Origin of the sequence: Fredinandcohnia quinoae (assembly GCF_022427965.1) — a bacterium.
GTDB lineage: Bacteria > Bacillota > Bacilli > Bacillales > Bacillaceae_L > Ferdinandcohnia > Ferdinandcohnia quinoae.
Genome location: NZ_JAKTTI010000003.1, coordinates 65781 through 87006, shown reverse-complemented (window position 1 = coordinate 87006; position 21226 = coordinate 65781). Strand labels below are relative to the sequence as shown.

The window sequence follows — 21226 nt, the reverse complement described above, 5'->3', positions numbered from 1 at the left end:
TCTTCCAACTTAAATAAGGAGGGGAAAATAATGAGATTCTTATTGATAATCAAAGCCACAGAGTACTTGGAGGCAGAACTAGCCAACGGAAAGGATTACCGCGATGCAATGATCTCGTATAAGAGATCGCTAGCTAAGAAAGGTGTACTTTTTGCCGATGAAAAACTTCAGTTAAGTTCAAACGGTATAAGAATAACATATCCAAAAGATGGCGGAAAACCACAGGTATTGACAGGCTCACTTCCGGTAAATCAAGACCTTATCACGGAATATATGGTGATTGATGCGAGTACGGAGGACGAGGCACTACATTGGGCGTTAAGCATGCCGGTTCCAGAGGCAAAAGGTAAGTATGAGATAGAAATTCGAAGACTAAAAGAGAAACTAGAATCCAAAAAAGACCCAGGATTAAAAGCGCTAGAAGACGCTTTACAGGATCATCTTACTATGTTGAAAAAAATATAAAAAAGTTTTTTCCTATGTCGATTTAATGAAGTACTATTCGTCGTATATATAGAAAGACAAATTAAAATGGAAAGGTTGTTGAAAAAATGGGAACACAATTAAACGCTTATTTAATGTCAGAGGATGCTCGAAGCCAGGCGGATTTTTATGTAGAGTCATTAGGTGGGGAAATTGTATCACTTAAAACATTCGGAGAGGCACCGGGAACTCCGGAAGCAATGAAGGATAAAGTTATGCATCTGTCATTAATGGTAGCCGGAAGTAATATGCTCATGATCTCCGATTCCTTTGAGCCAATTTCTACTAGCCGTAGCATCAGTTTAGCTTTAACCTATGACAATGAGTCTGAGGCAGGAGAGGCATATGCCAAGCTTGGCGAGGGGGGAGAAAACAAGTACCCCTTTTCAATGCAGCCATGGGGAGCATATTATGGGGAAGTTATTGATAAATTCGGTGTTACATGGATGATAACCAAACCGTAAACCATCCAAAATTTTAATAAATCACTATAAAAGAAGTGTATGTAAAAGAGCCAAATTCCGTGTGCGAAGGAATTGGCTTTTTGTTCTGCTGTTAAACTAGGTCTATTTTATTTGGTTACTTTCGATCTCATATCAAAGTCTTATTGAGCCACTTGTTTCATAGAGTTGTGTATAAATGGGCTTAAAGTCGTTCCTTGCGCCAATGCAACCAAGGTATCGCTTACCGCTTCCGAGGATAACAGGGCGGATAATCATGTTGATGTCATTCACAAAGTCAGCATTTAATAGACTTTGTACTAAGTTAGCACTCCCCGGAACGATAATAATGCAAGATCCCTAGTGTGTAAAAGCATTACTATACTAGTGGATAGAAAGTGTTTTTGATATCATATAATGAACGGATTGGCGGAACAACTCGGTAACAAATAAGTAATTAATATTTTATATTAAGCCTTTACTAAAATGATAGTATCCTGGTATGAAGTGGTCCGTATAGGACGCGATTATGTAACGGGATCATTGGTTGATAATGATGTAACACTTACGGTAAGTAGAGCCAACACTTAATCGAGTATTTGGAAATCCCTTTTTAAGCTTTAATATCTCTGGAGGGATTATTCAAATGGGATAAGCAATCATATGAAACTGATGCAAGTTCGTGAAAGATCTTTTCAGGGAGAGTGGGATTGTGAAAGACAAAAAGCTAATAGAAGACTTAGAACGGGCGGAAATAAATTTACTCGTAGAGCTGCGAATGAGAAATGGTTTCGATGAAAATGAATATGAAAAGTTAATTAAGGCACTCACCGGTTGTGCGGATGAATGGGAAAATCGGCCAAGCATTCCGGGAGAAATCGTCCATACTTTAATTGGCCTGTATGATGAACTGTACAACTTTTCTTTAATATATGGTAATGAAGAATCTGTCCGAATCAAGAATGCAGCTGACTATACTAAAAAGCTGATTCAAAGATGTATGAAGGAAAAGGGGGAAGTAGAGCCCGAAAAAGCGAAAGTGATTGATGGGTTGATTGAAAAAATCAACGAAAACGGAAACTTTTTTCAAAAACTACAAAATGGCAATGGAATGGATGAACAACAATTCGAAAGAATCTATCATGAAATATCCGATATTATCGACGAGATTTATTCGTGGGAAGAGGTTCCAAAGGTTTTAGTGAATATTTTTATTGAACTTCGTGAATTAGATTTATTTGTTGGTCAATATAAATATGAGTTCAAACAACATCAAGAGGCAAATAAAATTTATGATGCATACGAACGTATATTTAGTTTAATTGTTGGTTGAACCAGTGAGAGATGAGATGCATTCCTTATCTTTTTAGCTAGACCATATCTCTCAACAAGATGCGCTTATTATCGTTAGTTAATTTTACATCTCTGCCTTTTTCGAACTTACGCACCTGTCTTCGCCCGTAGAGTTCGCCAATCGGCAACTTATATCTATCCGAATAAGCGCAGCTACAACTTTTCTGTCTCCTTAATTGCTCACCAATCTACAACTTTTGTTGATACCATTTAAATTGTTTTTCCTCTTTTTGTACTTCAAAAGAGAACTTGTTATATTATTTCGGTAGCACGTACTTCTGATATTTTACTGAAAGATTCGTTCGCTTATCTGGCGAAGGAAATGTGTCCATTTTTCTTTAAATTCAGGTTCCTCTGGATCTAAACCAGTTATGATACGAGTTACGTCAGGATAAAGAAGAGGATATATTGTTATGCTCGACATCATTAATGTAATCATTGTAGGATCGATTTCCTTTGGAACTAACCCCATTTCTTGTTTGGCCTTCATATCTTCGTTGTATGACTGAAGAACCTTTTCGCGTTGTTGAACCCCTTTTAAGTTATTTGGACCTTTTTCAATTGCTTCCCAAGCTGTAAATTTAAGAAAATCCATCAAATATTCCTGGTTTACATGATATCTGAACTCAGCAATTTGTACTGGATTAACTGGCAATGCGAGATGCTCCGCTGGCAAGGAGGTAAGAAAGTCATTGATGGTCTCATTGACGAGCTGATCTTTCCCCTTAAAATAATGATAAATCAATTGTTTATTAACACCAGCTCTTTTGGCGATTGATTCAATACGTGTCCCTGAATATCCCCTCTCGAAAAATTCTTCTCTTGCTGCTTCTAATATTGATTTACGAGTGCGTTCTGCGTTGCGGATCTTCCCCAATCTTATTCACCTTCCATAATCCTTTATTGTCTTAATGTTATAAATAATATTACTTAAAGTCAAGTTTAACTGAAAATTAGGTCTAATTTAATTTGACAAATGTAAAGTTAAGATTTACTATAATGATTAATAACTTACCTTTAGTAAAGTTATAGTAGGCAATATTTTTAAAAATCATATGAAGAAGGAGGAGTGGTTCATGAATCTGGAAGTTACAGATTTTATTAAAAGCTTGGAGGAACCTTGGCAATTACAGCTATGTGATGATCTTCGTGAAGCAGTGCATCAAGCTATCCCGGAAGCCCAGGAAAGAATGCAATACAAAAAGCCTCATTTTTTGAAGAATGGTAAATATGCTGCTGTAATTTCAACATCCAAGAAGGCTGTCAGTTTTACGATATTTAATACGACAGACCTTGATATTCCTAAAAACTTTGATGGTCCTTCAGAAAGAAAAACATTGAAAATCGCTAAAGGTGAGAAACCTGATTACAATCAGCTTATTTCCTTAGTTCAACTTGCTTCATCAAACTTATAAGAGCAGGGAGAGGATATTATGAATCAATCTATTTCTAAAGGTCGGCTCTGGACGGCGCGTGTGATGAGTGGAATTGTTATTCTATTTATGCTGTTTGATAGCATTACGAAGCTGTTTAAACTTACGGTTAGTGTAGAAGGAACGGTTGAAATGGGCTTTGCTGAAAATCATGTTACAATCATTGGTCTTCTTGCATTTCTTTCAGTAATCCTATATGCAATTCCACAAACATCTATACTTGGAGCCATATTATTGACAGGTTTTTTGGGTGGGGTAGTCGCTTCACACGTTCGCATCGATAATCCCTTATTTTCTCATACTTTATTTCCTGTATATTTAGGGATATTAACATGGGCAGGGATTTACCTTAGAGACGAAAGACTGCAGAATATCCTGCACATAAAAAGAAGAAGAGCGTTCAAAGATAATGAAAACTTTAACCGGACCAACATCGGTTGAAGTAAATGATAATAAAAGTTGACTTTATCTTTTACAATCTTTTGTTATAACAACCTAAAAGAGCCGAATTCCCGTATGTGATGGAATCGGCTTTTGTGTTCTACTTAAACTATACGATTTGACCAAGGACCAATTGAGAAATGGTCAAGATCAGGTAGAGCTAACGCTAAAGGAAAGACGACAAGGGAGTTCCTTGTTCCTGTACTAAAAATCAAAGATCTTCCTGCCCCACTATCTAATTCGAAAATGGATGCGATTAGACAAGATACAAGTGGTGTAATGATTAAAAACAAAACATATATCGTATTACTCGAACTATAATCGAGATGTCACTGTATACCTTCCCAATTTGTGAAGCTACTACTACAATTAATACAAAGGTCATAAATGGAGCGGGAAACCATGCTGTCACGCCTAATACTTTTTCTCCGAGCTCGCTTTTTTTAGCATATATTTGGGTCATTACAGCGACTAGAAGAGGTACAACAATTAATAATAAAAATGCCTCCAGGAATGGCTTTGCATGAGCAACTCCTATCATTTCTTCACCGATAAATAGCCATAAATATAATGGTAGTAATACCATTTGGACGACAAATAAAATAGGTGTGGAGGCGAGCATTAATTTCTCATTTCCTTTTCCTAATTGAGTAAAGACTATTACATAGTCAATACAGGGTGTAAGAAGAACCAAACAAATACTAATAAAATAGGCGGGGATTGTGGAAATAGTAATAGTAATAACCAAACGATGAGAGGAACTGCTATAAAATTACTAATTAGCAGTGCTACTATGAATCTCATATTTGAAATAGCTTCACGCAATTTTAAAAATGGAATTTGTGCAAACATGGCATACAAGAGAAAGGCTATAAGTGGAGAAATTGTACAGCTTAATCTGGTCGCTACCTCCTCGTATGCAAGACCAAAAACTCCTCCGGCTAGTATAGAAATCCCATATATCCAAATTTGTTGATTTTCTAAACTCTCCCTCGATATCTTCGTGGTTTAAACCCTCTCTCATTAAGCCTCAGTTATTTATTTTTAATATTTTTTAACTATGCTTAAGTAAAGAGAAAATGAAAAATAAATAGATTGAAGAGAGTATAAAATTTTAAATCGGAAAATATATAGAAACATATGTTCTTAATTGGTATAATATTTTTGAATACTTATATTTCCAAAAGGGATGTGGTAAACTAATGACAAATCTACTAGTGCTTGAAAAATCTAGCGAATACAATCATCAACAAACTGATTATGATGGTCTTTGGAAGAAAGTCATTGGTGACTTGTTCGAAGAATTTATTCTATTTTTTGCTCCGGATCTTTTTGAGGCAATTGATTTTATGAAGGGACATGATTTTTTGGAACAAGAATTGTTTCAAGAAATTATAAAAGTAAAAAAGGGAAGAAATTATGTAGATAAGGTTGTTAAGGTATATTTAAAGGATGGCTTGGAAAAATATATCCTTATCCATATTGAAGTTCAGGGAAGTCAAGATCCCGAACTTTCTAAAAGGATGTTCCAATATTTCTACCGATTGTATGATCGATTTTCAACGGAAGTCTATGCAATTGCAGTTGTTACAGATGTTTCTCATTCATTTCAACCTGAACCATATCAATATTCCTTTTACGGTACAAAAGTAATATACCATTACAATACGTACAAATTTACACATGAAGCTATTCCATCGTTAGAAACCTCATCAAATCCAATCGCCTTAGCAATCTTAGCGGGGATTCACTTACATTTAACAAAGACAGACTATAATAAAAGATTTGAAATCAAAAGAAAATTACTTGAAGCAGCTTTGGACACTGACAAATATCCCCATGAACTGTACATTACCGCATTATTTTACTTCATTGATTATCTACTACAAATACCAAATACACTTACAAGGGAATTAAGGAAAGAAATCATACCATTAATTGAGAAGGAGGCTAATCATATGATTTATTCAAAGCAAATGAAAAAATCACCTACTCTAGCGGATGCATTCAAACAAGAGAGATATGAAGGAAAACAAGAAGGAAAATTAGAGGAACGTAAAAATTTTGCAATGGAACTAATTCGTGAACACTTTTCAGATGAAAAGATTGCAAAGATGACTAGATTAAGTGTGGAGGAAGTTAGGGGAATTAGAAAGAACATTTAAAGTAAAGGGTATATTTATTAAAAGAACCTTAGTTTTGAATAACAACTAAACTAGGGTTCTTTATTATCATCAGTCGTCTGATTCCTCCTTAAAGGTTCAACAAATAATGATTGATACAAGTAGTTAAGTACTGCTACCGCGAGGCTTAAAAGGAAAAGCTGCTTTCGGCTCATTCTTCCCATTTTATATATGCGTAGTTTTTCTGCAAAGGTTGTTAATGGATAGGCAAATAAGTAGTCGGCAAATATATTGGTCAATAAATATAACCAGAATCTTTTGAATGTCAGTTTAAAGATCCATAAATTTATAATAGTAAAAGGACCAAAAACAAAAGAGACATCAGTTGCTAATTTTGGAAATAACGGATTTTTTACTTTCCACCATTTTAACTTTTGAGATAGTTCACTTATTAATGCAATAACTAAGTCACTAAAAACAATAGTTGGCAGGAAACGGAGTAATGAGTTTTTTCCAAGTTTTTTTACAGTTAACCAAGGCAGAACCAGTATCAAATACATTTTCCATTTCCTTATCATAAACAACCTCCTTTTGAATAAAAATATAGTGCATTTAAATCAATAGTATTTTTACCTATAAGATTTGATTTATTCAACTTTGATACCAGTCCACAAGATACAAAAATTCACCCATCTATAAGATCCAAACAATTCTTAAAGAGTTTTTTTAATAAAAACATTTAAAACAAAAATATATCCAGGCAAAGAAAGCGGCAGAATGTGGTGAAAGAAAATGAGTAAAAAAATTCATTGAAATGGGCCAATTTTAGGGAATAAATAAGTAACTAATTTAACCTTTATCCGTCTAATATTTAAGGAGCATAAAGTAAGAGTAAATACACTTTAGAAAAAAAGTTCTAATTTGAAAGGAGCGATTACAATGAAAAGCCGATATTCCATTTGGAAAAGTATCTCGGCACTCGTTATCGTTTTCATGCTTAGTGCTTGTACGGGAGAAACAAAGCCTTCCAGTACTACGAAAAAGGAGACCCCAGAAACTGAATCGGTTTCGCCTTCTTCTTCCGAGCAAAATCCAACTGCTAAAGAAACTCGCCCAGCAGTCGAAAGCTTTGAATTGCTAACATCTGAGGGGAATCAGAAACTAGAGGCTACTTTACACCAAGGGGAAGGATTTTCTTTGTATGTCTTTGACAAATTTACATTTGATGCAACTACTGGTCACCTATCATTGAGTGGTAATCCAGGATATTACGTTGATATTGAACCACTTCCATCCGATTATGATTTGACTAAACTTGAAGTAGCGGGTATGGAAGAGCTAAGTCAAATCGGTGATGTGTCCAATTTTAGCGGCGAGTTGGTTGAACATCCACTTGGTTTCGCGGATCTCTACCTTCAAGCTTCCGGAAAGGAAGGCATTAGTGATTATATCGTATGGACCTCGGAATCGGGCGATGCTTTTCTGTTCCGCCTTCATAATCCAAAAGGGGCGGAGGCATCCGATTTCGCTGGACCAATTCTTATTTCCCTATCTACCGTACTAAGAGAATAAAGCACTGTTATTTTGTATGAAAATTAGAACGTATTAAATCCTTTTATTTAGTAAATTAAAAGCCGATAGGTTATAAAAAAACCAATCGGCTATAAAAGAAAATAAAGTAATTTTGGGAGGGCATTATGACTGAAGATTTTTATTGCGATGAAGTATTAAGTGGAAAAACCGAAGTAAATAAAGTGTTGGAAACAGAAAATGTATTAGCCTATTATCATACAAGACCCTTTTATCCAGTCCATATTGTTGCTATACCTAAGAAACATATTCCTTCTTTACTTACATTGGAAGAAAATGATAACGAACTATTATTAGAACTACTGGGAGTGATTAAAAAGGTTGCGACTATGGTTACGGAAGAAAACGGGGCTTGTAGAGTTATTACTAACTTAGGAGATTATCAAGACTCCAAACATCTCCATTGGCATATAGTCTCCGGAGGATAACAATGATTTACTATGAGGTACTTTGTTATAGTTCTAAAAGAAAATATAAAGTATACGAAGGTTCACTAGTGTATAAACAATTTAAGGAAAGAAGAAGCAGGATTTTAAGCTATCTGGTGTGTTGATCTAAGTAGGATTAATTTGGAGTGATTAAATGAGCAATTTGGAGCTGATTGAAACATACAAAAGCGAACTGCAAAACTATTCACTTGAGCAACTAAGATCTATAACAGCAGAAGGGGTTTGGTCCATTGGTCAAATGTATGACCATGTGATTCTCGTTGCTATGGAGTACCTCGATCATGTGGAAACTTGTGCGACATTAAAGGTTGAGCAAGAGCTTGGAAAAACGGATTTTGGTGAGCAATTATTTAAAATTGGAGGGTTCCCGCCAATTAAAATCAGGTTACCTGACGAACTAAATACCCCACCAAGTAATTCAGATAGTAAAGAAGACCTTACGAGTAGGCTAGATCAAGTAATGAAGAGATTGAGACAATGGGAATCTAGAGTAGATGCTATAAATCCAAACTACAAAGTTAAGCATGATGGATTTGGATGGCTGAACGCAAGCGAGTGGTTCGATCTTGTCGGTATGCATTTTCGCCATCACTTGCGTCAGAAGTATGAACTAGAACATAAGATTGGGTTTAGAGAATAGCAGAATAATAATCGTTGAAGAGGATGGATTGTATGACAAAAACATCAATAACAACCCTTAATATGAAACGCAAATTTGATGTTCCAGCAGAAAAAGTGTTTAATGCGTGGACTAAGGTAGAAATGCTTAAAAAATGGATGTTCACCATGGAACATACAAATAAAGTGGCGAAGAGTGATCCTCGTGTCGGCGGTACATGGGAAATTGTGGATCATCGAGGTGGAAAAGATTACCGAGCTATTGGAGAATACAAAGTGGTGGAACCACCTACGAAACTTGTTTTCACATTCAAAATGCCTCAATTTAGTGATTTAGAAGACGACATTACAGTGGAGATCCAATCGCTTGAATTAGGCTGCGAAATGAACTTCACACAAGAAATTAATGTGACCCATGAAGAAGGTTGGACCATAAAAGATATTGAAAAAGCACATGAAGCTTGGAAAAAAGAGACCGAACAAGGCTGGCATTATATGTTTTTAGGTTTGAAGGAACTAGTCGAAACAGGAAAAATTACATATCCATCATTTTAATATCAATTAAAGGTAACAGAGCTTTTACTAACATGGATAAAGTATTTCAAGACTTAGCTGCTACGGCAGCTTTTATTTTTTGTAAAAATATACAATTCCTGAAAATTATATTCCAGTGTCTGTTTCTCCCGAATTTTACCAATAATGGGGATAAGGAGCTTTTTCATATTTATGAAAATATTTAAAATTCCCCTTGCACTCCAAACCCTCTACTGCTAAGATTGGAATTCCCAGATTGAACATTTACATATGCCTTATTTCTAAAACCAAAGGAGGAGAATGAATGACACAGGAGTATATCGAACTGATTAATGCCAGAGAAAACAATTTGAAACATGTTAATCTACAGATTCCAAAAGGTAAAATTACGATTTTTACAGGGGTATCTGGTTCAGGAAAGTCATCGATTGTGTTTGATACAATTGCCCAAGAAGCAGGACGTCAGTTAAACGAAACGTTTAGTAGCTTTGCTCGTCAGTTTCTACCGAAATATAGCAGGCCGGAAGCAGATGAAATAAACAATCTCTCAACTGCTATTGTTGTTGATCAAAAGCGACTAGGCGGTAATGCCAGGTCTACACTTGGAACGGCTACAGATATTAACCCTTTAATGCGATTGCTGTTTTCTCGTTTTGCCGAACCACAGATCGGCTATACAAATGCGTATTCCTTTAATGATCCCATTGGGATGTGCCCGAAATGTGAAGGGCTTGGGAAAATTATTACATTAAATACAGATGCAGCAATCGATATGGATAAGTCACTGAATGAAGGAGCCATTTTACTTTCAGGCTTTGGACCAGGAACATGGCAATGGAAAGCCTATGCAGAATCTGGCTTTTTCGACAATGATAAAAAAATAAAAGACTATACAAAAGAAGAATTTGATAAGCTGGTTTATGCTGAGCAAGAAAAAGTTAAGGTAGATTACATGGGTAAAGAAATGAACACTACGTATGAAGGATTAGCTGTCAAATTCATGCGGCAAAATGTGAATCGTGAAAAAGACACTACGAAAGCTGCCGCGAAGAAGCTAAAAGATTATACTACAACTCGTACGTGCCCTTCCTGTGAAGGAACTCGTTATAACGAGAAAGTGATGTCGTCTACATATAAGGGCTATTCGATCTATGACCTCACCTCGATACAATTGGATGAATTAATTGAAGTTCTTCAAAAAATAGACGAGCCAAATGCCAAACCAATTATTGACGGTATCGTCGAACGTTTGAAAAATCTATGTGAGATTGGTCTAGGATATTTGACCCTTACAAGGGAAACACCCACCTTATCTGGTGGTGAGTCTCAGCGGGTAAAAATGGTGAAATATTTGTCCAGTAACCTAACAGGGTTAATGTACATATTTGATGAGCCAAGCACTGGACTCCACCCACGTGATGTGTACCGATTAAATGAATTGCTTGTTAAGCTCCGCGACAAGGGCAACACCATTTTAGTAGTAGAGCATGATCCTGACGTCATCCAGATTGCAGACCATATTATTGATGTTGGACCGAAAGCAGGTGCTCGTGGTGGAAACATTATGTATAGCGGTAGTTACGAGGGATTATTAGCCTCAGATACACTAACTGGAAACTATCTAAACCGTAAATCGGAAAGAAAAGCAAAGCCAAGACCTGTTTCTGATTTTCTAGTAAGTAGAAAAAGCAGTCTACATAATTTGAAAGACGAGAGCCTTCGTATCCCAACAGGGGTATTCACGTCGATTACTGGTGTAGCTGGTTCGGGTAAAAGTACACTTGTAAATAAAGTTTTTGCTAAGGATTTTCCAGAAGCGATTCGGATTGATCAAAGCCCAGTTCATGCTAATATCCGATCAAACCCGGCAACATTTTCAGGCATTATGGATGCGATTCGCAAGGCATTCTCAGATGAGAATAAAGTAGAGAGTGGGTTATTCAGCTATAATTCAAAGGGAGCTTGTGAAACATGCGGTGGAACTGGATCTGTACAACTGAATCTATCCTTCATGGATGTCATGGAAGTAGAATGCAGTGAGTGTAAAGGGGATCGTTTCAAGCAGGATGTGCTCAAATACTTATACAAAGGTAAAAATATTGTGGAAATCATGGAAATGTCCGTCACAGAAGCTTTGGAATTCTTCGAAGTGAAGAGTATTCAAACGAAGCTGAAAAGCATGGAGACAGTCGGCCTAGGCTATTTGTCAATTGGCCAACCACTAAGCACATTATCAGGTGGTGAATGTCAAAGATTGAAACTAGCAAAGGAACTAGGCACGAAGGGGAGTATCTATATTTTAGATGAACCGACAACTGGATTGCATATGTCAGACGTTTCTACAATTCTTAATATTATCGATAAATTAGTAGAAAAGGGCAATACTGTCGTCGTCATTGAACATAACCTTGATGTCATCCGTCATAGTGATTGGATCATTGATTTGGGTCCAGATGGTGGCGCAGGCGGTGGAGAAATCCTATACGAAGGTCCACCTGCAGGCATTTTAGATTGCGAACGATCCGTAACGGCGAAATATATATGAGAAGGATGGTGGGACTCGGGGGCAACAACCGTGTCCCATTTTTTGTTGAAACGATGTTTGAAAATATAAGGCAGAACGGAAGTAAGAAAAGACATCGTACTCCATGATTCATAAATAATACGTTAGTTACTTCATTGATTATCTATTACAAATTCCACACGAACTGACAAGGGAATTAAGAAAAGAAATCGTGCCATTAATCCAGAAGGGAGCTAATCACATGATTCATTCAAAGCAAATGAAAAAATCACCAACACTAGCAGATGCCTTCAAACAGGAGAGATACGAGGGAAGACAAGAAGGAAAATTAGAGGAGCGTAAAAATCTCGCTGTGGAACTAATTCGCGAAAATTTTCCAGATGAAAAGATTGCAAAAATGACAAGGTTAAGTATTGAGGAAGTAAAGGAAATTAGAAAGAACGTGTATAACTAGGACCATCATCCTGAGGTATCAAAGCATTACTGTACCAGGAGCTGGTTCTAATTTTATATTGTATGTTAGAATATTCACAATTACTAGTTTGCTAGATTAAATTGTTGGGAGTGATTCATGTGTTTATACATAAAATTGATGAGGATGTGTCATTAAAGCTAATCGGGTTAAGTGACGCAGAAAGAATCTTTGAATTAACGAATGATTCAAGAGAGTATTTAAGAGAATGGCTTCCATGGCTGGATGGTACGACAAAAATTGAAGATACAGTTGGATTTATAAAAATGTGTACTAACGGCTTTGCCGAAAATAAAAGTTTACATGCAGTTATTCAATTTAAAGGGGATATTGCTGGAGTTTCCGGCTTTAATAGCATTAATTGGTCAAACAAAACAGCATATATTGGTTATTGGCTAGGGCATGGGTATCAAGGAAATGGTATTATGACTAAGGTAGTAAGGGCATTAACTGATTATGCTTTTGCTGAACTAAAATTAAATAAAGTAGAAATTAGGGCTGCTGAAGGAAATAAGAAAAGCAGAGGTATTCCGGAAAGACTAGGTTTTGTAAATGAGGGCACTATTAGAAAAGCAGAATGGTTATATGATCATTATGTTGACCATGTTGTTTATGGAATACTAGCTGATGAGTGGCTATGAATTGTGAGGAATCCGTAAAAATGAAATATATAAGTGGATGGGGCTGGTTCATATTGGAATCAGTTCTATCTATTTGTTGGAACATTTCTAAGAAAGACTTTTGGAATACAATTAAGTGATTCCTTTATTATATTATTTTTCTTTATATCTTTATTTGTATCATATGTATTACGAAGCAATATTTTTTGGTGATTTTGGTGAGGGACAAGAATTCATAAGCGGAGAATTTCCTGCTATTGTATATGTTTGGGCTTAAGATGCTGATATAAGCGGAGTTTTTCCGCTTATCAGCTCTAAATATGACAAAAACTTTTGATTTTGGTAATATAAGCGGAAAATCTTCCTGTATTTTAAGGGAAATATCAGTATTTAACAAAATAAAGGAAATTTTTCCTTTTATTTTTTCAACACAGCATAGATTCAGTTATAGAAGAGCCAAAACCCAATAACTAGGGTGTTTCCTCATTATTACAATCCTCTTAAGCAGACGGATAGTCTCTTTTATTTCAAGTAAGCTAGGGAAGTGGCGGACCGCAAGATTTGGACTTTCTATATAAACCTGAAGAGTTTTTAAAAATCTTTGCTGAGTGGCGCATTGTTCACTTCTTCATGGGCGAGGTTACCCGTAACGAAGGTGAACTTCATAATGGCTTGTCACATGTCATCCAATTTGTAGGTCAAAAAACCGATGGACAATAGAAATAACTCGTAATGAATAAAAAATGAGAGTCAATATACTAAAGTTTTTTGAGGATGGGTCTCATAAAAGCTTTAAAACTAACGAAAGAACAAATAGAAGTTAGTGTAAAGTTTATGAATAAATGAACTTGACTTTAATACCCACTAGGGTATATATTGGGTATATCCTAATGTATAAGGGGTGGTGACTATGAGTACCTATCTTATATTAATTGTTGTGGGTTTACTTCTGAGTATAATGTTATATAAAAGATATTTTCCTGTAATAGGCATTCCTTGTAAAAAAGTCGGCCAAATTATGTCAAACACTGTGGTTCTAGATATAAGGGAATATAATATTGATGTCAATCACAATGAAAGTGATTTGCGTATACCATTTTCATATTTAAAACGATTTAATCAAGAAATTCCAAATGAAAAATTACATGTGATTGCAAATGATCACCTTGAGCTTAATTTAGGGATTAGGTTTTTATTAAGCAAGGGATATCATATTGCCAGTTATCAAATAAGTAACTGTCCTTGCAGAGGCAAGAAGTAATCGATTAACACGAATTAATTGAAGGACAGATAAAAGAGGGTTGAGAAGAACCAGGATTCCCTTATTTTAGTACAAAAATAAGAAATAGAGGTCTACCTATAATGAAACAAGATATCACACTCTACACCTCTACGATGTGTCCAGTATGTGGCATGGTTAGGAGTTTTTTAACCAATATGGATATCGAATTTAAAGAGGTAAATGTCGATCTTAATCCAATAGTAATGATTAAACTCATAGGGAAAACACGAAGATTCTCCGTTCCACAGACTAGTATTAACGGGGAATGGATTTTTGGATTTGATCCGGTTCGAATGTTTGAGGTGTTGAATGCTAAGTATAGTAGTTAATTAATGTTCAACCTCTTAATTTTGGGATTAATTTTAAGAATATAGGAATAGAAAAAGGAGAGCCGTAATTTATGAATCAAATTACTGTCTATACGACTAGCACTTGTCCATATTGTGATATGATGAAAAACTTTTTAAAAGAACAAGGACTATCATTCAATGAAGTAAATGTACAATTGGATCAGGCTGCTGCAAATCGTCTAGTAAAAACAACAGGTCAATTAGGAATGCCGCAAACTGAAATAAATGGCCAATGGGTTTTAGGCTTTGACCCAGAAAAGGTCATGAGCTTAGTAAAGTAATGATTTATCCCAATGGCGTTACACCCATTGGGGTATACAAACAAACATAATAACATAGAAAGGTATTAAAACCTAAATGTGATTAAATTTTTTAACTTGTTATATACCCGTACGGGTATACAGGGGCTGGAAATACCAACTTTATGGGGGGAGTAATCCATGAAACAGAAACCTAGTTGACCGCGGTATTGAAGTTACAATTATTGAAATGGCTAATCAAATCATGGCCCCGATTGATTTTGAAATGGCAAGTATTTTACACAAACACTTACAAGAAAAAGGTGTACGTTTAATTTTAGAAAATGGAGTTCAGTTCTTTACAGACAATGGTAAGAAGATAATCTTATCGGATGGAACAGAAGTCGAAACAGATATGACGATTCTTTCAATTGGAGTGCGACCTGAAACTGAGCTAGCCAAAAATGCCGGACTTGAATTAGGTCAACGGGGTCATATTATTGTAAATGAATACCTCCAAACATCGAATGAAGATGTGTATGCTGTAGGAGATGCGATTGAAGTAGTCGATTTTATTAATGGCACCAATACGGCAATTCCTCTTGCGGGGCCAGCGAATAGACAAGGCCGTATTGCTGCGAAAAATATGATGGGACACAAAGAGAAATATCATGGAACACTTGGAACTTCCGTTGCAAAAGTATTTGACTTAACAGTCGCTTCAACCGGAAACAATGAAAAAACATTGAAAAGAAATAGGACAGCCTATGAGGTTATTCATATTCATCCAAGCTCCCATGCGGGTTATTATCCAGGTGCAGCGCCAATTTCCTTAAAGCTTATTTTTGACAAAGAGACAGGAAAGATATTTGGTGCTCAAGCGGTAGGTGCTGATGGAGTCGATAAGCGAATGGATGTCATTTCAACTGCAATAAAAGGTGGATTAACAGTAGAAGATCTAACAAATCTTGAATTATCGTATGCTCCACCCTATTCTTCTGCAAAAGATCCTGTAAATATGGCGGGTTATGTTGCAACAAATGTAATGGAAGGCGAATTAGAACAAATTCAGTGGCATGAAGTCAATCAAATTATAGCTAATGGTGGATTGTTAATTGATGTCCGGGAACCAATGGAACGTGAATTTGGTTATATAAATGGATCTATCAATATTTCATTGAATGATCTTAGAAATAGATTACATGAACTGCCAAAAGACAAAACCATTTACGTAAGCTGTCAGGTTGGTTTGAGAGGCTATTTAGCTAGCCGTATTTTAAAAAATAACGGATTCTCTGTAAAAAATGTCGACGGTGGCTGGAAAACATATTCATCTGTCTATGGCAGCAATATAGATGTTGAAGTGGAAACTGCCACGAATGATTTAGGAAACCCGAATGGGAATCCTCGCTAATTTATTGAATAGATGAGAGTAAGGTCGGATACGGAGTGGCGTTCTGCTACATTAAGTATCCGATATTTTTATGATTTGGTAATCATATATAACAAATTATATTCTGTATGTAATGGGAAATTATATTAATAATTTGATACTAGTACTTTACATACCCTTCGTGGGTATGCTATGATGGTATCAAGATAGGAGGTTGAGCTATGGAAAATAAAGCTGAAGAAGTAGCATGTCATACGTCTGGTCGAAAAAGCCATCATCCTGAACGTGTGAAAAAGGATTTAACAACTCGATTAAATCGGATCGAAGGACAAATCCGGGGCATAAAGGGAATGATCGAGAAGGACATATACTGTGATGATGTGATTACTCAAATTTCTGCAACACAGTCTGCTTTAAATAGTGTAGCAAGAATCCTTCTAGAAGGTCATTTAAAAGGGTGTGTCGTAGACCGTCTTTCGGAAGGTGATAATGAGGTTCTAGACGAATTAGTCGTTACCATCCAGAAACTAATGAAAAAATAAGAAAATAAATTTTTTTAAAGAGGTTCAAAAAGTCCGGTGAATATGACACATCGAATTTCTTCGTTGGCTTGCTTTTCCGTTGCTCACGTATTAACTACATACGTTCCGCTACTCAAAGCTGCGCCGCCTCGAACTTCTCGGTCCTTTTCATCCTCCTTTTTGAACACGGATTTAAAGTTATTATACCCCTATATCGTATAGTGTGATAATTAACATTTCTATTAAAGGAGAGAATAAATATGCAAACAGTAACATTAAACGTACAAGGAATGTCATGTGGACATTGTGTAAAAGCAGTAGAAGGCAGCGTTGGCGAATTAGAAGGTGTTAACCAAGTAAACGTAAAATTAGACGAAGCTTTGGTTGAAGTCGCATTTAATGAATCCAAGGTATCTCTAGATAAAATAAAGGAAACAATTGAAGATCAAGGATATGACGTAGAATAAGAGTGCTTTCATAGCACTCTCTCATTTTCAAAAAAATATACCCCTTATAGGTATGATAGAGGTGGAAAAGACCATGAGTACAGAGACACTAGAAGCTAGTAAAGTAAAGGAAGCGAGTATACAAATTACAGGGATGACTTGTGCAGCTTGTGCGACTCGCATTGAAAAAGGGTTAAATAAAATGGAGGGTGTCGAGCAAGCTTCGGTCAACCTAGCTCTTGAAAAGTCATCAATTAAATATGATCCGTCAAAACTGAGTGAGGCTGACTTTGAGAAGAAAATTGAAGCCCTCGGTTATGGTGTAGTAAAGCAAAAAGCAGAATTTGATATTACAGGGATGACTTGCGCAGCTTGTGCAACACGTATCGAAAAAGGATTAAATAAGATGGAAGGTGTTGCAACAGCAAACGTCAATTTGGCACTTGAAAAGGCGACGATTGAATTTAATCCATCGGAAGTTACGATTGCAGACATCATAGGAAAAGTTGAGAAGCTTGGTTACGGGGCACACCAAAAACAAGAAGATAAAGAACAGGTAGATCACCGTGAGAAGCATATTAAAGACCAGCAACGAAAATTCATCATATCGGCGATTTTATCGTTACCATTATTATGGACAATGGTTGGACATTTTTCCTTTACATCGTTCTTATATGTACCGGACTTCTTAATGAATCCATGGATCCAACTAATTTTGGCAACTCCCGTACAGTTTTTTATCGGGAAACAGTTCTATGTGGGGGCCTATAAATCACTTCGTAATGGTGGAGCTAACATGGATGTACTCGTCGTCATGGGTACTTCCGCAGCTTATTTCTATAGTGTGTATCAAGCCATTATTACAGCCGGAACACACCATATGCCACATCTCTATTTTGAAACAAGTGCGGTACTGATTACCCTTATTCTTTTAGGTAAATTATTTGAAGCAAGAGCAAAAGGTCGTTCATCAGAAGCGATCAAAAAATTAATGGGTCTTCAGGCAAAAACAGCTATTGTTGTACGTGATGGGATTGAAAAAGAAGTACCGTTAGAGGAAGTAGTCATTGGTGACACTATTTTAGTGAAGCCGGGTGAAAAGATTCCCGTTGATGGTGAAGTGTTAGAGGGCATAACAGCAGTTGATGAGTCTATGTTAACAGGTGAGAGTTTACCTGTAGATAAAAAAGCTGGTGACGTCTTATACGGTTCAACCATTAATAAAAATGGCTTCATCAAAATGACAGCAACAAAAGTAGGTCGTGACACAGCCTTGGCGCAGATCATTAAGGTAGTTGAGGATGCACAAGGTTCAAAAGCACCGATCCAACGTTTGGCAGATCAAATTTCAGGTATTTTCGTTCCAATCGTAGTAGGGATTGCCGTCCTCACATTCCTAGTATGGATTATATGGGTTCAACCTGGTGAGTTTACACCAGCACTTGAAGTACTAATTGCGGTTCTTGTTATTGCGTGTCCATGTGCCCTTGGTTTAGCAACTCCGACCTCTATTATGGCAGGATCTGGTCGTGCAGCTGAGTTTGGTATTTTGTTCAAGGGTGGCGAGCATTTAGAACAAACACAAGGTATTGATACAGTAGTTGTCGATAAAACAGGTACTGTTACCCATGGTAAACCAGTTTTAACTGATGTTTTAGTAGCAGCTGGTCAAGATGAAGAGAAATTCTTATCACTAATCGGTGCAGCCGAGAAGCAATCCGAGCATCCGTTAGCAGAAGCAATTGTTCAAGGGATCCAAGAGAAAGGCATTGAACTCGGAAATGTTCAATTCTTCGAAGCAATTCCAGGTTATGGTGTGCAAGCAACGATATCAGGTCAAGGTATTGTCATTGGTACACGTAAACTCATGCAGCAATATGGTATTGATATACAATCCGTTCTCCCAGCAATGGAAGAATTAGAGCGGAACGGGAAAACAGCGATGTTAGCTGGTATCAATGGACAATACGCAGGGCTAGTTGCTGTAGCAGATACAATTAAAGATACATCTAAGGAAGCGATTCAACGCTTACAAGGCATGGGGATTCATGTCATTATGATGACAGGTGATAACGAACGTACGGCACAGGCAATCGGGAAAGAGGTAGGCGTTGATTCGGTTATTGCGGAAGTCCTTCCTGAAGGTAAAGCAGATGAAGTGAAAAAGCTACAACAACAGGGTAAAAAAGTAGCAATGGTCGGTGACGGTATAAATGATGCACCAGCACTTGCTACAGCTGACATTGGTATGGCGATTGGTACAGGTACTGATGTAGCTATGGAAGCTGCGGATATTACATTAATTCGCGGTGATCTCAATAGTATTGCCGATGCGATTTTAATGAGTCGTAAAACAATGCGTAATATTAAGCAAAACCTATTCTGGGCATTTGCCTATAACACAATTGGAATTCCAATTGCTGCAGTAGGATTCCTTGCACCATGGGTAGCAGGTGCAGCAATGGCATTCAGCTCCGTATCAGTTGTCTTAAACGCACTACGACTACAACGAGTAAAATTAAACAAATAAAGACTCATGGAGAAAACTACAATTTTACGTAGTTTTCTCTATCGATTATATCTAAAATAATTTGAAAAATAGATTGGTAGGATGTGAGAATGTCAGTGGATCACAAAGAGAAGAAGGTCAAATTGGCCGTGAACGGTGGAATCTCATTTGGTGCAAAATTAAATGCAAAACAATTGACTGTCATTGCCGAATACATGAATGATGGTGATGAACTAGAATTAACAACCTTCCAGCAGCTTTACATTGAAGTATTAGAAACGAAGGTTGAACTCGTTAAAGAAAAATTCAAGGAAGTCGGATTGTCATGTTACCCAGTCGGGAATTATGTAAAAAGCTTACGAACCTGCAATTTTTGTAAAGGTGAGGAAGAAGAAGGAATGCCTGTAGCCATTGAACTTAATAAACGAATAGCTAGAAAAGAAGTACCATTCACACTTCGCCCTGCTTATACAGGATGTCCGGTTGGATGTGGTGAACCATTAGTGAATGATATCGGTGTAATGAAGGTTAGAGACGGATATGACCTATATATTGGTGGAAAAGCTAAAGGAAAGGATGCCAAAACAGGTACTCTCTTGATGGAACAGCTAACACCAGAACAACTTTATGATGCTGTTGAAAAAATCATTACGATTTATGCTGAGCAGGGCAAGAAAAGAGAACCCTTTTTTAAATTTATTAATCGTTATGGATTAGAAAATATAAAAGAATCAATAGCATAAATAAGCAAATGCAATAAAAAGGGAGCTTGTTTTTAAACAAACTCCCTTTAATATAGAATTAATAGTTAGCTTATTGTTTTAGGAAATCTTCAGTTGATTTTACATCGCAGTACATACTTTCAAGTGCGCTGACAAACGCATTTTGCACCTGTTCAGCTGGAACGACATTACCTTGATAAGCCATATCTCTAGTTGCACATGCATCAGCGATTAATGTAGTATCGAAACCTAAATCAACTGCAGCCCTGGTTGTTGCATCAATACACATATGTGTCATCATCCCAACAACAACTACCTTGGTTACACCTTTTTCTCTTAACTTGCTTTCTAAATCAGTCTTCAAAAAGCTGTTAGGGAAATTTTTCACGATGATGCTTTCGTTTTCTAATGGTTGAACAGTTTCATGAATTTCAGCTCCCTCCGTATTTGGAAGAAAGAAGCCTAACTCTGGACTGCCTGCGATATGCTGAACATGAAAAATATGATCTTTGTTATTTTGTCTAAACCAATCAAGAACTTTTGCAGCATTAGCGGCTGCCTTCTCAGGATTGCTTAACTCCATCTTACCATTTGGAAAATAGTCGTTCTGTATATCTACAATGATTAAAGCTGTACTCATTTTATCCACCTCATTCATAAATTTTTGTTACAATATAATGATAA

At 36.6% G+C, this 21226-nt stretch carries 26 protein-coding genes and 2 pseudogenes; 23 read left to right on the top strand and 5 right to left on the bottom strand.

Annotation, left to right across the window (positions count from 1 at the left end; genetic code table 11):
• Window positions 1-30 precede the first annotated feature (30 nt).
• Both MJG50_RS03730 and MJG50_RS03725 read left to right on the top strand, forming a co-directional pair.
• A complete protein-coding gene (locus MJG50_RS03730) occupies window positions 31-465 on the top strand; it encodes a YciI family protein (RefSeq protein WP_240252826.1) in 435 nt (144 codons plus the stop codon).
• Between the two features lie 86 nt (window positions 466-551).
• The gene (locus tag MJG50_RS03725) at window positions 552-947 is read left to right on the top strand and encodes a VOC family protein (protein ID WP_240252824.1); all 396 of its coding nucleotides are present in this window, start codon (window positions 552-554) and stop codon (window positions 945-947) included.
• Window positions 948-1079: 132 nt separating this feature from the next.
• Here the strand turns inward: MJG50_RS03725 and MJG50_RS22370 are convergent, their stop codons facing one another.
• Window positions 1080-1268: a dihydrofolate reductase family protein gene (locus MJG50_RS22370; protein ID WP_431307258.1), complete on the bottom strand. Its 189-nt coding sequence runs from the start codon at window positions 1266-1268 to the stop codon at window positions 1080-1082.
• A 367-nt stretch (window positions 1269-1635) separates the two neighbouring features.
• On the opposite strand from MJG50_RS22370, the gene MJG50_RS03720 reads away from it, so the two are divergent.
• Entirely contained in the window at window positions 1636-2256 is a 621-nt protein-coding gene (locus MJG50_RS03720) for a hypothetical protein (RefSeq protein WP_240252822.1), read from the top strand.
• Window positions 2257-2562: 306 nt separating this feature from the next.
• Here the strand turns inward: MJG50_RS03720 and MJG50_RS03715 are convergent, their stop codons facing one another.
• Window positions 2563-3153, bottom strand: coding sequence for a TetR/AcrR family transcriptional regulator (locus MJG50_RS03715; protein WP_240252820.1), 591 nt, complete (start codon window positions 3151-3153; stop codon window positions 2563-2565).
• 199 nt (window positions 3154-3352) lie between these two features.
• On the opposite strand from MJG50_RS03715, the gene MJG50_RS03710 reads away from it, so the two are divergent.
• Together MJG50_RS03710 and MJG50_RS03705 are read left to right on the top strand one after the other, a co-directional pair.
• Window positions 3353-3691, top strand: coding sequence for a DUF1801 domain-containing protein (locus MJG50_RS03710; RefSeq protein WP_240252819.1), 339 nt, complete (start codon window positions 3353-3355; stop codon window positions 3689-3691).
• Window positions 3692-3709: 18 nt separating this feature from the next.
• On the top strand, window positions 3710-4150 hold the full coding sequence (locus MJG50_RS03705; RefSeq protein ID WP_240252817.1) for a DoxX family protein: 441 nt from the start codon (window positions 3710-3712) through the stop codon (window positions 4148-4150).
• A 283-nt stretch (window positions 4151-4433) separates the two neighbouring features.
• Here the strand turns inward: MJG50_RS03705 and MJG50_RS03700 are convergent, their stop codons facing one another.
• Window positions 4434-4844 carry a hypothetical protein gene (locus MJG50_RS03700; protein WP_240253032.1) on the bottom strand — a complete coding sequence of 137 codons (411 nt, stop codon included), beginning with the start codon at window positions 4842-4844 and terminating at the stop codon, window positions 4434-4436.
• Between MJG50_RS03700 and MJG50_RS03695 the strand changes: the two genes are divergently transcribed.
• The gene (locus MJG50_RS03695) at window positions 4797-5126 is read left to right on the top strand and encodes a hypothetical protein (protein ID WP_240253058.1); all 330 of its coding nucleotides are present in this window, start codon (window positions 4797-4799) and stop codon (window positions 5124-5126) included. The genes MJG50_RS03700 and MJG50_RS03695 overlap by 48 nt on opposite strands.
• A gap of 226 nt (window positions 5127-5352) precedes the next feature.
• The gene (locus MJG50_RS03690) at window positions 5353-6315 is read left to right on the top strand and encodes an RpnC/YadD family protein (protein WP_240252815.1); all 963 of its coding nucleotides are present in this window, start codon (window positions 5353-5355) and stop codon (window positions 6313-6315) included.
• Between the two features lie 50 nt (window positions 6316-6365).
• Here MJG50_RS03690 and MJG50_RS03685 read toward each other — a convergent pair whose 3' ends face one another.
• Window positions 6366-6851: a hypothetical protein gene (locus tag MJG50_RS03685; RefSeq protein WP_240252813.1), complete on the bottom strand. Its 486-nt coding sequence runs from the start codon at window positions 6849-6851 to the stop codon at window positions 6366-6368.
• Between the two features lie 361 nt (window positions 6852-7212).
• Between MJG50_RS03685 and MJG50_RS03680 the strand changes: the two genes are divergently transcribed.
• The 16 genes and pseudogenes from MJG50_RS03680 (at window position 7213) to MJG50_RS03605 (ending at window position 20563) form a co-directional block, all read left to right on the top strand.
• Complete coding sequence (locus MJG50_RS03680; protein ID WP_240252811.1) at window positions 7213-7845, top strand: DUF8580 domain-containing lipoprotein; 633 nt, start codon at window positions 7213-7215, stop codon at window positions 7843-7845.
• Window positions 7846-7970: 125 nt separating this feature from the next.
• Window positions 7971-8291 (top strand): HIT domain-containing protein, encoded by a 321-nt coding sequence (locus MJG50_RS03675; protein WP_240252809.1) that lies wholly within the window; start codon window positions 7971-7973, stop codon window positions 8289-8291.
• 154 nt (window positions 8292-8445) lie between these two features.
• Window positions 8446-8952, top strand: a complete 507-nt coding sequence (locus MJG50_RS03670; RefSeq protein WP_240252807.1) for a DinB family protein — start codon at window positions 8446-8448, stop codon at window positions 8950-8952.
• Window positions 8953-8984: 32 nt separating this feature from the next.
• Window positions 8985-9485: an SRPBCC family protein gene (locus MJG50_RS03665; protein WP_240252805.1), complete on the top strand. Its 501-nt coding sequence runs from the start codon at window positions 8985-8987 to the stop codon at window positions 9483-9485.
• Window positions 9486-9768: 283 nt separating this feature from the next.
• Window positions 9769-12009: an ATP-binding cassette domain-containing protein gene (locus tag MJG50_RS03660; protein ID WP_240252803.1), complete on the top strand. Its 2241-nt coding sequence runs from the start codon at window positions 9769-9771 to the stop codon at window positions 12007-12009.
• A 220-nt stretch (window positions 12010-12229) separates the two neighbouring features.
• Window positions 12230-12442, top strand: a complete 213-nt coding sequence (locus tag MJG50_RS03655) for a hypothetical protein (protein ID WP_240252801.1) — start codon at window positions 12230-12232, stop codon at window positions 12440-12442.
• 119 nt (window positions 12443-12561) lie between these two features.
• A complete protein-coding gene (locus MJG50_RS03650; RefSeq protein ID WP_240252799.1) occupies window positions 12562-13101 on the top strand; it encodes a GNAT family N-acetyltransferase in 540 nt (179 codons plus the stop codon).
• A gap of 522 nt (window positions 13102-13623) precedes the next feature.
• Window positions 13624-13800 (top strand): annotated as a pseudogene (locus MJG50_RS03645) (SAM-dependent methyltransferase); the annotation flags it as partial.
• A gap of 190 nt (window positions 13801-13990) precedes the next feature.
• Window positions 13991-14341, top strand: a complete 351-nt coding sequence (locus MJG50_RS03640; protein WP_240252798.1) for a sulfurtransferase — start codon at window positions 13991-13993, stop codon at window positions 14339-14341.
• Window positions 14342-14442: 101 nt separating this feature from the next.
• Window positions 14443-14691 carry a glutaredoxin family protein gene (locus MJG50_RS03635; protein WP_275695492.1) on the top strand — a complete coding sequence of 83 codons (249 nt, stop codon included), beginning with the start codon at window positions 14443-14445 and terminating at the stop codon, window positions 14689-14691.
• A 71-nt stretch (window positions 14692-14762) separates the two neighbouring features.
• Entirely contained in the window at window positions 14763-14993 is a 231-nt protein-coding gene (locus MJG50_RS03630) for a glutaredoxin family protein (protein ID WP_240252797.1), read from the top strand.
• Window positions 14994-15162: 169 nt separating this feature from the next.
• Window positions 15163-16365, top strand: a pseudogene (locus tag MJG50_RS03625) (FAD-dependent oxidoreductase); the annotation flags it as partial.
• Between the two features lie 200 nt (window positions 16366-16565).
• Entirely contained in the window at window positions 16566-16886 is a 321-nt protein-coding gene (locus MJG50_RS03620) for a metal-sensitive transcriptional regulator (protein WP_240252796.1), read from the top strand.
• 239 nt (window positions 16887-17125) lie between these two features.
• Window positions 17126-17332, top strand: a complete 207-nt coding sequence (copZ, locus tag MJG50_RS03615; protein WP_240252795.1) for a copper chaperone CopZ — start codon at window positions 17126-17128, stop codon at window positions 17330-17332.
• Between the two features lie 73 nt (window positions 17333-17405).
• Complete coding sequence (locus MJG50_RS03610) at window positions 17406-19841, top strand: heavy metal translocating P-type ATPase (RefSeq protein ID WP_240252790.1); 2436 nt, start codon at window positions 17406-17408, stop codon at window positions 19839-19841.
• An 89-nt stretch (window positions 19842-19930) separates the two neighbouring features.
• Complete coding sequence (locus MJG50_RS03605) at window positions 19931-20563, top strand: nitrite reductase (RefSeq protein WP_275695491.1); 633 nt, start codon at window positions 19931-19933, stop codon at window positions 20561-20563.
• A gap of 70 nt (window positions 20564-20633) precedes the next feature.
• Here the strand turns inward: MJG50_RS03605 and MJG50_RS03600 are convergent, their stop codons facing one another.
• A complete protein-coding gene (locus MJG50_RS03600; protein WP_240252789.1) occupies window positions 20634-21182 on the bottom strand; it encodes a cysteine hydrolase family protein in 549 nt (182 codons plus the stop codon).
• Window positions 21183-21226: the final 44 nt, after the last annotated feature.

Coding starts and splice junctions, on each gene's coding strand:
- MJG50_RS03730 (WP_240252826.1), top strand. CDS start 31: ATGAGATTCTTATTGATAATCAAAGCCACAGAGTACTTGGAGGCAGAA.
- MJG50_RS03725 (WP_240252824.1), top strand. CDS start 552: ATGGGAACACAATTAAACGCTTATTTAATGTCAGAGGATGCTCGAAGC.
- MJG50_RS03710 (WP_240252819.1), top strand. CDS start 3,353: ATGAATCTGGAAGTTACAGATTTTATTAAAAGCTTGGAGGAACCTTGG.
- MJG50_RS03705 (WP_240252817.1), top strand. CDS start 3,710: ATGAATCAATCTATTTCTAAAGGTCGGCTCTGGACGGCGCGTGTGATG.
- MJG50_RS03690 (WP_240252815.1), top strand. CDS start 5,353: ATGACAAATCTACTAGTGCTTGAAAAATCTAGCGAATACAATCATCAA.
- MJG50_RS03685 (WP_240252813.1), bottom strand. CDS start 6,851: ATGATAAGGAAATGGAAAATGTATTTGATACTGGTTCTGCCTTGGTTA.
- MJG50_RS03680 (WP_240252811.1), top strand. CDS start 7,213: ATGAAAAGCCGATATTCCATTTGGAAAAGTATCTCGGCACTCGTTATC.
- MJG50_RS03675 (WP_240252809.1), top strand. CDS start 7,971: ATGACTGAAGATTTTTATTGCGATGAAGTATTAAGTGGAAAAACCGAA.
- MJG50_RS03670 (WP_240252807.1), top strand. CDS start 8,446: ATGAGCAATTTGGAGCTGATTGAAACATACAAAAGCGAACTGCAAAAC.
- MJG50_RS03665 (WP_240252805.1), top strand. CDS start 8,985: ATGACAAAAACATCAATAACAACCCTTAATATGAAACGCAAATTTGAT.
- MJG50_RS03660 (WP_240252803.1), top strand. CDS start 9,769: ATGACACAGGAGTATATCGAACTGATTAATGCCAGAGAAAACAATTTG.
- MJG50_RS03655 (WP_240252801.1), top strand. CDS start 12,230: ATGATTCATTCAAAGCAAATGAAAAAATCACCAACACTAGCAGATGCC.
- MJG50_RS03640 (WP_240252798.1), top strand. CDS start 13,991: ATGAGTACCTATCTTATATTAATTGTTGTGGGTTTACTTCTGAGTATA.
- MJG50_RS03635 (WP_275695492.1), top strand. CDS start 14,443: ATGAAACAAGATATCACACTCTACACCTCTACGATGTGTCCAGTATGT.
- MJG50_RS03630 (WP_240252797.1), top strand. CDS start 14,763: ATGAATCAAATTACTGTCTATACGACTAGCACTTGTCCATATTGTGAT.
- MJG50_RS03620 (WP_240252796.1), top strand. CDS start 16,566: ATGGAAAATAAAGCTGAAGAAGTAGCATGTCATACGTCTGGTCGAAAA.
- copZ (WP_240252795.1), top strand. CDS start 17,126: ATGCAAACAGTAACATTAAACGTACAAGGAATGTCATGTGGACATTGT.
- MJG50_RS03610 (WP_240252790.1), top strand. CDS start 17,406: ATGAGTACAGAGACACTAGAAGCTAGTAAAGTAAAGGAAGCGAGTATA.
- MJG50_RS03605 (WP_275695491.1), top strand. CDS start 19,931: ATGTCAGTGGATCACAAAGAGAAGAAGGTCAAATTGGCCGTGAACGGT.
- MJG50_RS03600 (WP_240252789.1), bottom strand. CDS start 21,182: ATGAGTACAGCTTTAATCATTGTAGATATACAGAACGACTATTTTCCA.